At 37.5% G+C, this 13,181-nt stretch carries 14 protein-coding genes and 2 pseudogenes; 3 read left to right on the forward strand and 13 right to left on the reverse strand.

Going from position 1 to position 13,181, the window contains the following annotated elements; genetic code table 11:
- Nucleotides 1-96: 96 nt before the first annotated feature.
- From HT671_RS05445 to HT671_RS05455, 3 genes are read right to left on the reverse strand one after another with little or no spacing between them, the layout of a single operon-like run.
- The gene (locus HT671_RS05445; RefSeq protein WP_001180416.1) at nucleotides 97-1,356 is read right to left on the reverse strand and encodes an ABC transporter permease; all 1,260 of its coding nucleotides are present in this window, start codon (nucleotides 1,354-1,356) and stop codon (nucleotides 97-99) included.
- 1 nt (nucleotide 1,357) lies between these two features.
- On the reverse strand, nucleotides 1,358-2,059 hold the full coding sequence (locus tag HT671_RS05450) for an ABC transporter ATP-binding protein (protein ID WP_000811473.1): 702 nt from the start codon (nucleotides 2,057-2,059) through the stop codon (nucleotides 1,358-1,360).
- Entirely contained in the window at nucleotides 2,043-3,236 is a 1,194-nt protein-coding gene (locus HT671_RS05455; protein WP_138703303.1) for an efflux RND transporter periplasmic adaptor subunit, read from the reverse strand. Before HT671_RS05455 ends, HT671_RS05450 begins: the two co-directional genes overlap by 17 nt.
- Before the next feature lie 287 nt (nucleotides 3,237-3,523).
- Between HT671_RS05455 and gor the strand changes: the two genes are divergently transcribed.
- Nucleotides 3,524-4,870 (forward strand): glutathione-disulfide reductase, encoded by a 1,347-nt coding sequence (gor, locus tag HT671_RS05460; protein ID WP_023938309.1) that lies wholly within the window; start codon nucleotides 3,524-3,526, stop codon nucleotides 4,868-4,870.
- 165 nt (nucleotides 4,871-5,035) lie between these two features.
- Here gor and HT671_RS05465 read toward each other — a convergent pair whose 3' ends face one another.
- The 4 genes from HT671_RS05465 to HT671_RS12040 form a co-directional block, all read right to left on the reverse strand.
- The gene (locus tag HT671_RS05465) at nucleotides 5,036-5,536 is read right to left on the reverse strand and encodes a hypothetical protein (RefSeq protein ID WP_000727307.1); all 501 of its coding nucleotides are present in this window, start codon (nucleotides 5,534-5,536) and stop codon (nucleotides 5,036-5,038) included.
- Nucleotides 5,533-6,156: an ATP-binding cassette domain-containing protein gene (locus HT671_RS05470; RefSeq protein ID WP_000151029.1), complete on the reverse strand. Its 624-nt coding sequence runs from the start codon at nucleotides 6,154-6,156 to the stop codon at nucleotides 5,533-5,535. Before HT671_RS05470 ends, HT671_RS05465 begins: the two co-directional genes overlap by 4 nt.
- Complete coding sequence (locus HT671_RS05475; RefSeq protein ID WP_023940507.1) at nucleotides 6,153-8,135, reverse strand: hypothetical protein; 1,983 nt, start codon at nucleotides 8,133-8,135, stop codon at nucleotides 6,153-6,155. Before HT671_RS05475 ends, HT671_RS05470 begins: the two co-directional genes overlap by 4 nt.
- A 65-nt stretch (nucleotides 8,136-8,200) precedes the next feature.
- Nucleotides 8,201-8,527, reverse strand: coding sequence for a hypothetical protein (locus HT671_RS12040; RefSeq protein WP_078929959.1), 327 nt, complete (start codon nucleotides 8,525-8,527; stop codon nucleotides 8,201-8,203).
- 438 nt (nucleotides 8,528-8,965) lie between these two features.
- Between HT671_RS12040 and HT671_RS05480 the strand changes: the two genes are divergently transcribed.
- Nucleotides 8,966-9,502: a biotin transporter BioY gene (locus HT671_RS05480; RefSeq protein WP_050208036.1), complete on the forward strand. Its 537-nt coding sequence runs from the start codon at nucleotides 8,966-8,968 to the stop codon at nucleotides 9,500-9,502.
- A 142-nt stretch (nucleotides 9,503-9,644) separates the two neighbouring features.
- Here HT671_RS05480 and HT671_RS05485 read toward each other — a convergent pair whose 3' ends face one another.
- Nucleotides 9,645-9,860, reverse strand: a complete 216-nt coding sequence (locus HT671_RS05485) for a YdbC family protein (protein ID WP_000807422.1) — start codon at nucleotides 9,858-9,860, stop codon at nucleotides 9,645-9,647.
- Nucleotides 9,861-9,958: 98 nt separating this feature from the next.
- Between HT671_RS05485 and HT671_RS05490 the strand changes: the two are divergent.
- Nucleotides 9,959-10,280 (forward strand): annotated as a pseudogene (locus HT671_RS05490) (hypothetical protein).
- A gap of 30 nt (nucleotides 10,281-10,310) precedes the next feature.
- On the opposite strand, the gene HT671_RS05495 reads toward HT671_RS05490, so the two are convergent.
- From HT671_RS05495 to HT671_RS11620, 5 genes and pseudogenes are all read right to left on the reverse strand, one after another.
- On the reverse strand, nucleotides 10,311-10,649 hold the full coding sequence (locus HT671_RS05495) for an ATP cone domain-containing protein (RefSeq protein WP_001196048.1): 339 nt from the start codon (nucleotides 10,647-10,649) through the stop codon (nucleotides 10,311-10,313).
- Between the two features lie 11 nt (nucleotides 10,650-10,660).
- Nucleotides 10,661-11,380 carry a tRNA (guanosine(37)-N1)-methyltransferase TrmD gene (gene trmD / locus HT671_RS05500; RefSeq protein WP_138703305.1) on the reverse strand — a complete coding sequence of 240 codons (720 nt, stop codon included), beginning with the start codon at nucleotides 11,378-11,380 and terminating at the stop codon, nucleotides 10,661-10,663.
- Nucleotides 11,370-11,888, reverse strand: coding sequence for a ribosome maturation factor RimM (gene rimM / locus HT671_RS05505; protein ID WP_138703306.1), 519 nt, complete (start codon nucleotides 11,886-11,888; stop codon nucleotides 11,370-11,372). Before rimM ends, trmD begins: the two co-directional genes overlap by 11 nt.
- Complete coding sequence (locus HT671_RS05510; RefSeq protein ID WP_138703307.1) at nucleotides 11,885-12,706, reverse strand: alpha/beta hydrolase; 822 nt, start codon at nucleotides 12,704-12,706, stop codon at nucleotides 11,885-11,887. The genes rimM and HT671_RS05510 overlap by 4 nt, the downstream gene beginning before the upstream one ends.
- 142 nt (nucleotides 12,707-12,848) lie before the next feature.
- Nucleotides 12,849-13,098, reverse strand: a pseudogene (locus tag HT671_RS11620) (MazG nucleotide pyrophosphohydrolase domain-containing protein); the annotation flags it as partial.
- Nucleotides 13,099-13,181: the final 83 nt, after the last annotated feature.

Raw genomic sequence — 13,181 nt, forward strand, 5'->3', positions numbered from 1 at the left:
TTAAGTGATAAAGTCGGGATTATATCACATTTTTAATGAATTTCGATAGGGAAATCCATACAAAAACAAGATAGACGAGTGTCCATCTTGTTGATCTTATTCATAACGAAGGGCTTCAATTGGATCAAGTTTCGATGCCTTGTTGGCTGGCAAGACCCCAAAAATCATACCAACGCTAGCCGAAACTGCAAGACTAAATAGGGCAACTGGGATTGATACTCCAACTTCTATACCTTCTATTAAACCTTGCAGTAACAAACCTGCTAAGGCAGTTAAACCACTTGCAATTGTCAAGCCAATTAAGCCACCTAACAAGGTCAAAATCATGGATTCAATCAAAAACTGAATTAAAATATTGGCACGTGTTGCGCCCAAAGCCTTACGAAGACCAATCTCACGAGTGCGCTCTGTCACCGAAACCAGCATGATGTTCATGACACCAGTTCCTCCAACAAAGAGAGAAATCCCTGCGATGGAACTAATAATCGTCGTCATAAAACTAAACGATTGTTGAATTTCTGCAAATACAACGGACTCATCTGCCACCTGGTATTCTCCCTGTTGTAAGCCTGCAAGCTCTGTCATTTTTCGTGCCAGTTCTGGACCCAGAGTTGGGGTTAAACTGGTATCATTCACTCGAAAAACAATACTAGCTATTTCATCTACATTAAAATTCGCAGCAAGGGAGATATTGGTAGTAATAGGCAAGCCACCAAACCCATATATTTTTGACTTTTTAGCCTCCGGACTAGTATAAACCCCAATGACCCGGTAACTAAATCCATTGACTTCTACAACCTTGTTAATAGCCTCTTGAGGAGATTCAAATAAACTAATGGACAATTCCTCATCTAGCAAAATGACACTTGCAAACTCTTTGAAATCTTGCTCTCTCAGACTACGACCTGCAATAATTTCATTCTTAACAGCGTCCATGTAAGTTCTGTTTCCACCTGTCAAATTAGCATTCTCAACCTTTTTATCTTGATAGGTCAAGATGGCATTCGTTGAATTGGTTACATAGTAACTATCCACTCCCTTGAGTTTGGCTGCCTCTTGGACCCAGGATTCTTGCGGTTTTGGCGGTTCAACAGGAATTTCCTCTTCCTTTCCAGAAACCGTAAAAGCTGATTGTTTCTGAGTAAAAGACCCATCTTTACTTTTTTTAGGAGAGAAGAAGACGCTAATATTTTTCTGAGATTTGGTCATATCTTTATTAACTTGACGAGATAGGGAATCTCCCAAAGCCATAATCACAACAACTGATGAAACACCGATAATAATCCCAATCATGGTAAGCAAAGAACGCATCTTGTGAGCCATGATAGATGAAAAGGCAAATTTCAGATTCTGCATCTTAGTTTTCCTCCTTTCCTAACTGAGCACTGTCAGATGAAATGACTCCATCTCGAATGATAATCTGACGTTTAGCATAGGCAGCAATCTCAGGCTCATGCGTTACCATGATAATGGTTTTTCCTTCTTTGTTCAAGTCAACCAATAGTTGCATAATTTGATTCCCTGTTTTGGTATCCAAGGCTCCTGTCGGTTCGTCCGCTAGGATAATAGAAGGATTGTTTACCAAGGCACGAGCAATAGCCACACGTTGCTTTTGACCACCAGATAATTCCGAAGGCAAATGGTGACTACGTTCTGTCAATTCAACCTTGTCTAAATACTCCTCAGCCAACTTGCGCCGTTTTGAAGACGAAACTCCTGCGTAAATCAAGGGCAATTCTACATTTTGCAGAGCATTGAGCTTCGATAGAAGAAAGAACTGCTGAAAGACAAAACCGATTTGTTGGTTACGAACCTTGGCTAATTGTTTTTCACCCAGTCCAGCCACTTCTTGGCCTTCAAGATAATACTCTCCACTGGTTGGTGTATCCAACATGCCAATCGTATTCATCAGAGTGGACTTCCCAGAACCAGATGGTCCCATGATGGCAACAAATTCACCCTCATTCACTTCTAGATTGATGTTTTTGAGAACCTGCAGTTCTTGGTCACCATTGCGATAGCTTCTGCAGATATTTTTTAGACTAATTAGTTGCTTCATCAGCCTTCACCTCTTTTCCTTCTTCCAAGGAAGACGTTGGGTTACTGATGACCTTGACTCCATTTGTCAGACCTGAAGTGATTTCTTGGTTGTCTGCATCAGCATTGCCCAAACCAACTTCCACTTTCTTGGCCTTTTTCTGCTCGTCAAGCACCCAGACATAGTTCTTATCATTTTCAGTCACAACACTTGTTAGAGGAACCAAAATGGCTTTACTCTTATTTTTGACTTCAACACTTACTGAGAATCCTTGTTTCAAATCACCAACTTCGCCTGTCACATCAATAGTATAAGGGTATTTAGAACCTGTATTAGCCCCAGCTGCTGGACTAGCTGCTTCACCATTGTTTTTAGGATAGTCAGAAATATAGCTTAATTTCCCAGTCCATTTTTTATCAGGATATACTTTAGAAGTAAAGCTTACTTCTTGACCTACAGAAAGGTTGGCTAGATTGTACTCAGACAATTCTCCCTTGACTTGTAAATTTTCATTGCTGACAATATGAACCATAACTTGACTCGCCCCTGTTGGAGATTTAGAAACATTGCTATTGACTTCGACTACAGTTCCCTCTAGGGTACTGAGAACAGTTGTTGCATCCAATTGACTTTGAGCCTTGCTTAATTGCGCTGCAGCATCTGCACGCGCATCACGGGCATCACCCAATTGAGCGTCAATAGAAGCAACAAAATTTCCAGCAACTGGAGTTGGACTTTGCACCGTTACATCTTCTCCTCCTGCTGGTGCAGGTAACTGGGGAGCTGAAGCAGCTTCATTTCGTGCTTGGTTGAGTTCGTTGATATGACGGTCTGCCTTCGCAACTGCTCGACTCGCTGAATCATAGGCCGCCTGGGCTTCTGAACTACTGTACTTGACTAAAGCCTGCCCTTCGCTGACCTTATCCCCCACAGAAACAAGGATTTCGTCTAAATCTCCCTTGCTAGCATCAAAATAAACGTATTGTTCATTTTTTGCCGTTACTGTTCCTGATAATAAAACAGAGGATGCCACGCTTCCTTCCTTGGCAACAACAAGATGAGTAGGTTCATCTTTTACAGCGGTTTGCGAGGGTTGTCTAAAGAGTAAAATCCCCCCGGCACCCAATACAACTACACTCGCAGCACCGATGGCTGCATACAGTTGCCACTTTTTAGCTTTACCATTCTTTTTCTTCATAATGAAACTCCTTTTCTTTTTTACAATACTTTGCTATTATACCAAATTTCCCTCCAGCAAACAATGCAGTTCAGATGGAAATAATGACAGTTCAGGATTAAACAATCGTTCGGAAACCCTCCTTTTCTATTGTACTAGTTATATGATACACTATCTTGACTTATTTGGCAAGCTTTTTTGCAATTTTTTGTGCGTAGCAGATTTTTGCAATCAAATCAAAAAAAAGATAGAATATGACTATCAAAAAATGACACTCGACTATTTAAAAGAGTACAAAGGAGTTTTCAATGAGAGAATACGATATCATTGCTATCGGTGGAGGTAGCGGAGGAATTGCTACCATGAACCGTGCTGGTGAACACGGAGCCAAAGCGGCCGTTATTGAGGAAAAGAAATTAGGTGGAACCTGCGTCAACGTCGGCTGTGTTCCTAAAAAAATCATGTGGTACGGGGCGCAAATCGCTGAGACTTTCCATCAATTTGGAGAAGACTACGGCTTTAAGACTACTGATCTTAACTTTGACTTTGCAACCCTACGTCGCAATCGTGAAGCCTACATTGATCGCGCTCGTTCTTCTTATGATGGCAGTTTTAAACGCAACGGCGTAGAGCTGATCGAAGGTCATGCTGAATTTGTAGATTCTCATACTGTCAGCGTAAATGGTGAACTGATTCGTGCTAAACATATCGTGATTGCTACAGGTGCCCATCCAAGTATTCCTAATATTCCTGGTGCTGAGCTAGGTGGCTCTTCTGATGATGTATTTGCCTGGGAAGAACTTCCAGAGTCAATTGCCATTCTAGGCGCTGGTTATATCGCCGTTGAATTAGCTGGCGTACTCCACACTTTTGGTGTCAAGACAGATCTCTTTGTTCGCCGCGATCGTCCTTTACGTGGTTTTGATTCCTACATCGTTGAAGGTTTGGTCAAGGAAATGGAAAGAACAAACTTACCACTTCACACTCACAAAGTCCCTGTCAAGTTAGAAAAAACTACTGACGGCATTACCATTCATTTCGAAGATGGTACTAGTCACACAGCTAGCCAAGTTATCTGGGCTACAGGCCGCCGTCCAAACGTTAAGGGCTTGCAACTTGAAAAAGCTGGAGTGACTCTGAATGAGCGTGGCTTTATCCAAGTGGATGAATACCAAAATACTGTTGTTGAGGGAATCTATGCTCTAGGTGATGTAACAGGCGAAAAAGAACTGACTCCAGTTGCTATCAAGGCTGGACGTACTTTATCTGAACGTCTCTTTAACGGAAAAACAACTGCTAAAATGGATTACTCAACTATTCCAACCGTTGTCTTTTCACACCCTGCTATCGGAACTGTTGGCTTGACAGAAGAGCAAGCTATTAAAGAATACGGTCAAAACCAAATCAAGGTTTACAAATCAAGTTTTACTTCTATGTACTCTGCTTGCACCAGCAACCGTCAAGAATCCCGTTTCAAACTCATAACAGCTGCTTCAGAAGAAAAAGTTGTCGGACTTCATGGAATTGGCTACGGCGTTGATGAAATGATTCAAGGATTTGCTGTTGCTATCAAAATGGGAGCAACCAAGGCTGACTTTGATGCAACTGTGGCAATTCACCCAACTGCATCTGAAGAATTTGTAACCATGCGTTAATCGAAACAAAAGAAGCAAAGCAAAAAACACTTCTAAATATCAAAAAGCGAGTATTTCCGTAGTTGGAGATACTCATTTTCTTATGTTTTATTTTATAGTATGTTGAAGTAAGATATGCAAAAATCAATTAACAAACCATAGCAAAATACAAGGATTATAATACAATCATTTATTCTTTTCTTTAAAAGATTCATATATTTTTTTATATAATTCTTTTATATCTTTTTTCTGAGAATTCAACTCTTCTTTACCGTAGTCAAAGTTTGCTACCACAAATCCCGCGCCATCATCAGAAAAAGTAAAAAATTCTATTTCAATTAGTTTATTATGCTTAGAGTCCTCTATGGTGTCTCCTAAACCATTATTGAATTTCTTCACTTCTTCTTCACGAACTCCGAACCCCGTAGCAGCTCCATTTGCAATGATGTTTGAAAATACTTCTTCTGAAGATGATACTTCTTTCACAGTTATGAAGTATATAGCTTCTTCCGTTTCTACTTGTCTCACTTTATTCCATTTTTCTGTATCACTAGAAGAAAGCGTATAGATTGTTAACTCTACCGTTGGCTTATTGATATTTTCTTTTGTAATCATTTGTTTTCCAAAAAAGAAAATGGCGAGTACCCCAGTTACAAAGATCAAAGCAATATAAATTTTCTTTTTCATACCTTATACCCTATATCTTTCATGTCAATTATCACATCAACTTCGTTATAGACAGCTGGATCATGTGTCGCTATAATGACATATTTATCTTCAGCTGTTTCATTCAATAGTAAACGAATAATTTCTTTTCCAATCTCACCATCTAAAGCTCCTGTAGGTTCATCTGCTAAGATAATTTTACGTGGTTTCATTAACATTCTGGCAATAGCTACACGTTGAGCCTGCCCTCCAGACAATTCATATATTTTTTGGTGTAAATAGTCACTTGACAGTCCTACTTTTTCAAGTACGTCAGTTATTGTTTTTTTGTCTTTAGTGATAAGGCTCAGATTATCATATACTGTTTTGTTATCTATTAAAGAATAATTCTGAAATACATATCCAACAGTATTTTTAAAAAAAGTTCTTTCTTTTATCTTCCAAATATCTTGTTTATCAACTAAAACATTCCCACTGTCAATTTTTTCTAATCTTCCTATAATATTAAGAAGGGTACTTTTACCGGAGCCAGAACCTCCAATCAATGCATAGCTTTTTCCAGATTCAAATATTAAATTTAAGTCTGTAAAGATCTTCTTTGAGCCGAAACTTTTTGAAACGTTCAAAAGGTCAATTGTCATGATTCATCTCCTTTTAAAATTTTAGTGTAGCTTTCAGATAATTTTCTAAAACTCATTATGATTGACAACATCAAAACTAGCAGAGAAGCCGCTCCAATATATAGCAACTCTATTTGCCCTGTCATAAGAAATGTAAATAGAATAACCATTGTAATAGTCATCATAAAATATTTGAGACTTGAAATTGCTATATATGTTTTTGACAGACCCAAAATGATTTTTTTCACATATTCATTCTGTTTTAGAGTAATAAAAAGTTGGACATATTGATAAATGAGTATAAAGATAATACTGTAAATTATCTTCTGCAAGATTTGTGAAAGTAAAATTTGGTGCTCTAAGGATTGAATCTTTAATTTCACAATTTGGTAAACATCTACTGGATTCATTGAGAAATTCAACGGGACAGTCATCTCATTTATTTTTTTTACCGCTTCAGGACTAAAAAGAGATTTATATAGTATGTTACTAGCCAAAGAAAACTTATTATTTTCCATCATTTTGTCCGTATCTAACACAACAACTATATTATCTTTGCTATCTGCTAGACTTGCCATTGGTAAAATATCTTTATTTTTATGATCGATATCAGCATCCTCATTGAAATAAAAAATTTTATTACCATCAGGAATTATTTGTACTGCAAGCTGTTCTTTTGTATAGTTTGTTCCAATAAATTGTTCTGCTACAACTGTATTCTCAATAGATTTCTGGTTTTCTTTCCACTTCTCAGGAATATAAATGGTTGCTATCTTATTATCTAAAAGATGATAGTTTGTTCCATTCACTTTATTTTGTAGGTTAGCACCTGTTTGATTAATATAAATCAACTCTTTATTTATTTCTGGATTCGTTATTCCGTCATTTTCTAATTGTTTAGAAAAGTCTTCTAAAACATGAGATGTTTTCATAAAATCTGGAACATATGCCGAAGATCGTTCAATATATAAGAAATCTAAGTTTTTTAAGGCAGCAACTATCTGTAGATACTGACCATCTGAATCACTAACTTCTCCATTTTTAGCAGAGTTACTTTCAATTCCAAGGAACTCAATCCTTCTCCAGTCTTTTACTGTGTCCCACGGTACTAAATTCTGTATTTGTATGTTCATACTAGATTGACTACTCTTTGTTTCTTGTAAAAAAACTCCTGAGACAAGGATAATAATCGAAATAATAGCAAGCCATACGACAAAAATAAGCTTGTTTTTTGCCTTGTTTTTGATAATTTCAATGGGCTTTTCAATCTGAATCGTCGACCAAAATAAAACAAAGGTGATGAGATCAATGATTTGAAATAGTATAAAATTCGTTAAAAGCAGAGAGAAAAATAACTTAGAACTATAAGTGAAGAAACCATTTCCCAAAAAAGAACTGTAAGAAATCATCAATAAAGCCATCATAATCAGTTCAAAAATAAGAGAAATCACATACTCTCTTCTAAGATCGTATACAGGCAAGCCCAAAGAACGTCGTATCACTCCTTCTTTGATCTGCCTCGTCCTAACAACAAATAAAACAACTAATAAAGTTAAGTAAATGGAGCCCATTAACAGTATTCTTAAAGTTCCAGTGAATTGTAATATTCCTCCTATATACCAAGGATAAGCCATATAGACTGTTTGCAGCCCCGTCATCGTAAGTGGTTTCAAACTATCTACATCCATTTTCCCAAGGGTATAATACATCCCTATTATTGGTGCTGACTTTAATTGTTCATTATTTACATCATCAAAATTTACATACTTCAACTGACCCGAACTCTGAACGATTGGCTTGTAAATGGTAACCTTTTCCGTTTTTGATAAGTCACGAACCATTTCATATATTTCGTTATTAGAAAGATTACTTTTCCCTTGAATAGAGAAAGCACCATCAATTGGTAAAGGTATGGGGATTTCGGTATCACTAATAGTGACCAGACCAATTGTAGCAATCAAACAAAAGAAGAATCCAATGATACATAATTTTAATTTCATAAGCAATTACCATATTACAAAAGACCCTATTTTATAATTGGGTCTCCTGTTTTCATAAATTATTTTTAAAATCTATAATAATCCCAATATGCATTTAAGCGAACATCGTTCCAAGATTTTGTTGCACTTGAATATGCCCATCCATAATCTTTTTTATCCTGAGCTTTAACTGTTCCCCAAAAATTCGTTACTGAAGATTTTGAACCAATATTATCTGGAGACTTAACAAAGTAATTCGAATAACCATAGTTATCATTTACACCATATTCCCATACATCAATAATCGGATATGGAGCAGGGTGTGCTGTAGTTGCACTAACAACACTAGCTGCAGTAGCAAAGCTAAAACTGAAAACACTTGCAGCTAGAAAAACAGATGCTTTCTTATTAATTCTTTTTTTTCATTTTACTTCTCCTTGAATTTAAATATTTGATGAAGATTAAATAATAGTCTCTTTTTAGTCCCTCCATATTACTTTAATATGAATTGATTATATTTAGGTTTTTAATCACCGTTATGGTATCTAGAGTCGTTAAAATATCTCATAACTACCCCTCCTTTTAAAATTGAACACATCTAAATGCATCCGTTTACATTTTTAATATAACACTTATTTTTTACTTTGTCAAGTATTTACTAGTATATTTTTTATTAATAAAATAGGATTATCTATACAGACAATTTTCGAATCAACAAAAAAATTATCCAACTTAACCAATAAGCAAAATCGGCCGTTACAGTTTTTGTTACCTTGTTTTAAAAAATTGGTTGACAATGATTCCTCTATGAGTATAATAGTTACTATACATCAGAAAAGAGGTTAACTATTTTGAAAAAAGCTCACATTTATGCTATCCCTGCTATTGGGGCTGCTCTCATTGCTGTTTTGGCACAAATCAGTCTTCCAGTTGGACCTGTTCCCTTCACTCTGCAAAACTTTGCAATCGGCTTGATTGCTACTGTCTTTAGACCGAGAGAGGCTGTACTTTCTGCTGGACTCTATCTTCTTCTAGGTGCTATCGGTCTTCCTGTCTTTGCAGGAGGTGGAGCTGGTTTTCAAGCTTTAGTTGGCCCTACTGCAGGCTATCTTTGGTTTTATCTTGTATACTCTGGACTTACTTCTTCCCTAACCAACAGCGAGAGTGGTATTGTCACGATTTTTCTTGCAAACCTCTTGGGTGATGCCCTTGTCTTTGTCGGCGGGATTCTCAGCTTGCATTTTCTAGCTGGAATGGCATTTGAAAAAGCTCTTATTGTGGGAGTTCTTCCCTTTATTATCCCAGACCTTGGTAAACTTCTAGCTATTAGTTTTATTAGCCGTCCACTACTTCAACGCCTTAAAAATCAGGCTTACTTCGCTAACTAAAAAAGGATATCGAGTTGCCATGACTCAATATCCTTTTCTTTCATTTTGAAAACTTATATTCTTCAAAAATTTCTTCAAACACGTCAGCTTCACCTTGGATTATATATGTGACTGACTTCGTCAGTNNGATTTTCATTGAGTATTAGTTACCTTTAAAAGCATCCACCATCGTTTGAAATTCTTCATTGGAGAGAGTAATCCCTTTGCCCATTTTAGTATGATCTGGACTCCAAGCACGAATATCAAACTTCGCAGGGGCTCCATTAAAGCTCACACGGTTGATTTCCTTAGTCCAACCTTTTTCGTTTTCAGAAAGAGTCAACAAGTGCTCTTCGATTTCAAATGTAAATTCTGCCATTTTCTTCTCCTTTTTTAGCTTTCATCTGATTATTCGTAAAATCTTGTAGATTTTAGGAAAATTTTATATAATATTGATATAAAAGAAGGGAGGCCAATATGAGACATAAATTCCAGCAAGTTCTAGGTAAAATACATGACTTTTTAAATGGACATGACCAACCTGACCAGACTGAAAGCAACTCCCTTACAGCCACTATTGAAGAGGCTATCCAGAAACAAACTGCTGTTCACCTTATCTTGTCTGAGACAAGCTTTACAGGTGACATCATCAAATACAATCAGCAAGGACAGCAAATTATAGTTAAAAATTTTGCTAAAAATGTAAGCCGTATTATCCGCATAAGCGATATTCAACGCCTGCGATTTGTCCCTTCAACCGTCCAAACAGCCCAAAAAAAATAGATTTAAGAAAGAGTGAGATGTAGTTGCTTCATCCCACTCTTTTTTCTTAGCGAACTTGTTCAAAATGTAAATGAACCGCGATATGATCTCCATAACCACTTCTTTCCAAGTCACGTTGTAGACGATAGGAAATGTAGTGTTCTGCAATGGTAATGTAACCTGCACCCAGTAGACGATGTTCAACCATAGACTGAATCATGCTAATGGTAGCACGTTCCACCTTGGCCTCTTCCAAATCCAAAACCACTTTCTTAGTGACTTGAGCAAGATTTTGACGCAAGTCATCTGTCAATACATAGACAGTCTGGGCTGCCTTTAAGATGGCTTGGTAAATCTTGTCTGGATTAAATTCAGCAATTTCACCATTACGTTTGATTACTTGCATAGGTTTCTCCTTTATTCTGTGTTTTCTTTGATTTCTGCCATCATTTTTTCTTCTTCTGCTGTCAGTTGATAATGTTCAAGCAAATTTGGTCTGCGTTCATAGGTTTTCTTTAAACTCTCATACAGGCGCCACTGACGAATCTTTTCATGGTGACCACTCATCAATACATCTGGCACAACCATTCCTCGATAATCATAGGGACGTGTGTATTGAGGGTATTCGAGAAGGCCAGAAGAAAAACTATCATCTTGGTGGCTAGACTCCTTGCCAATCACTTCTGGAATCAGGCGTACCGTAGCATCAATCATAGTCATGGCCGCCAATTCTCCTCCAGTCAAGACATAGTCTCCCAGGGAGATCTCATCTGTCACCAAAATCTTAATGCGCTCATCATAACCCTCGTAGTGCCCACAGATAAAGATTAACTCTTCCTCTTGAGCCAAATCCTCTGCATAGGCTTGATCAAACTGCTTTCCAGCTGGATCAAGGAGAATCACGCGCGGATTCTTTTTTTCAATAGTATCAAAAGCATCAAAAATAGGTTGGGCTCGGAGCAGCATCCCCTGACCGCCTCCATATGGTTCATCATCGACGTGACGGGCCTTTTCAGCCTTTTCTCGAAAATTATGATACTGGATATCCAAGAGCCCTTTTTCTCGAGCCTTTCCAACGATTGAGTGCTCCAGTGGAGAAAACATCTCTGGAAAGAGGGTTAAAATATCAATCTTCATCGTCTAACCCTTCTAAGATTTCCACGTTGACCCGTTTATTTGGAATATCAACATTGAGAACCACTGGTGGGATATAAGGCAAGAGCAAGTCACGCTTGCCTTTTCGCTTGACCACCCAGACATCGTTAGCACCTGGTTGCAGGATTTCATTGATGGTTCCAATCAAATTATCACCCTCATAGACTTCCAAACCGATAATCTCGTGATAATAAAATTCACCATCGTCTAAATCGTTTAAATCTTCCTCAGCGACCTTGAGACTGTATCCCTTGTACTTTTCGATAGCGTTGATATGGTACATATCTTTGAATTTAATAATGTCAAAGTTCTTCTGTTTACGGTGGCTAGCAATGGTAACTGTTTGAACAAACTGATCTTTTTCATCAAACAAAGCTAGCTCAGCCCCTTTTTTAAACCGTTCTTCTGCAAAATCCGTCACAGACAAGACTCGCATCTCACCCTGCAACCCTTGCGTATTGACGATTTTCCCAACATTAAAGTAGTTCATCTTGTCTCCTGTAGTCTCCTTCTTTCCATCTTATTCTGACAATTCTCGAATAATAGTCGCAATTTTTCGGATTCAGACCACTGTAAATAATGGTGATTCCCTCCTAAAATGAGTCTAGCATTGGAAGTCCAATATTCTGATTCTCTGTACTCTTTTTCTCTGTAAGGCTGACAAAAAACAAATACAGGGATACAATCTGGTATTGATACATCCTCAAAATCTTCCTCAGTAATCTCTCCAGATATCTGAAATCCTGGATCTTGATTTTCCAACTCTGAACCTTTTTCTTGCATTATTTCCCAGATTTCTTTATTCGTTTCAGGACTAAATGTTGCTTGAGTTAAGTTCTTAAAATAAAGTTCAGGACCACACTCATCAATCAGCCTCATCTGCTCTTCCATTTCTGGATAAGGATTTTCTGAAAAATCAGCAAACATGACGTTTTTAGTTGTCGGTTCAATTGCTACTAAAGCCTGACACTTAATTGGTTTGTTGAGCAATTTGCAAGCTAAAATTCCACTCAAACTATGTACACAAAGTATATATTCAGAAATCACCAATTCTTCAAGTACTTCATAAACTGCATCTGCAAGATTATCCAGATTTTTTCCAGCTTGGTCATGAATCGGACTTCTACCTGTGTTCGGAAAATCAATTGTCAAATAACCAATTGTGGACGGAAGTTTTTCGAGTATAAGTGAAAAATTTTCATAACTTGGTAGCAAACCTGCTCCGTTTAGACAAATTAGCACTTTCTTTTGCTTTTGATAAGTAACAGAGAGACTACCAATTTCTGTAGATACTTCAAACCTCTTCATAAAGAAATCCACTCATTCTATATAATGAATTATTAAAAGTCCTTATCCTTTATTTTATCATGTTTCAAGGATTTTCTCAAGTTGGAGGAAGAGGACATCAATTCTCCTTCACCTTCAAAAATCCTTCCAAATCACGTTCATGTTAGTACTTAATGGCTGCAGTCTTATCTTTCTCAAAGATAGTCTTGGTAAGGTCAATATGGTTGATGGCGACGATTGCGACGGTGTAGTGAATGATATCAGTCAGTTCTCTGGCAAGTTCCTCGTTCGAATCCTATCCCTTCTTTTCGACCAGAGCGCCTATTCAAAACCTCGGCTACTTCTCCGACTTCCTCCACTAGCTTGATAAAAAGACCTTCCTCAGTTCGAGACTACTGGTAATGTTCGAGTAATACTCTTCGAAAATCTCTTCAAACTACGTCAGCTTCACCTTGCCGTACTCCAGTACAGCCTGCGGCTAGCTTCCTAGTTTGCT

The sequence above is a fragment of the Streptococcus sp. 2741 genome, assembly GCF_013276315.1.
In the GTDB taxonomy this organism is placed as follows: Bacteria; Bacillota; Bacilli; order Lactobacillales; family Streptococcaceae; genus Streptococcus; species Streptococcus pseudopneumoniae.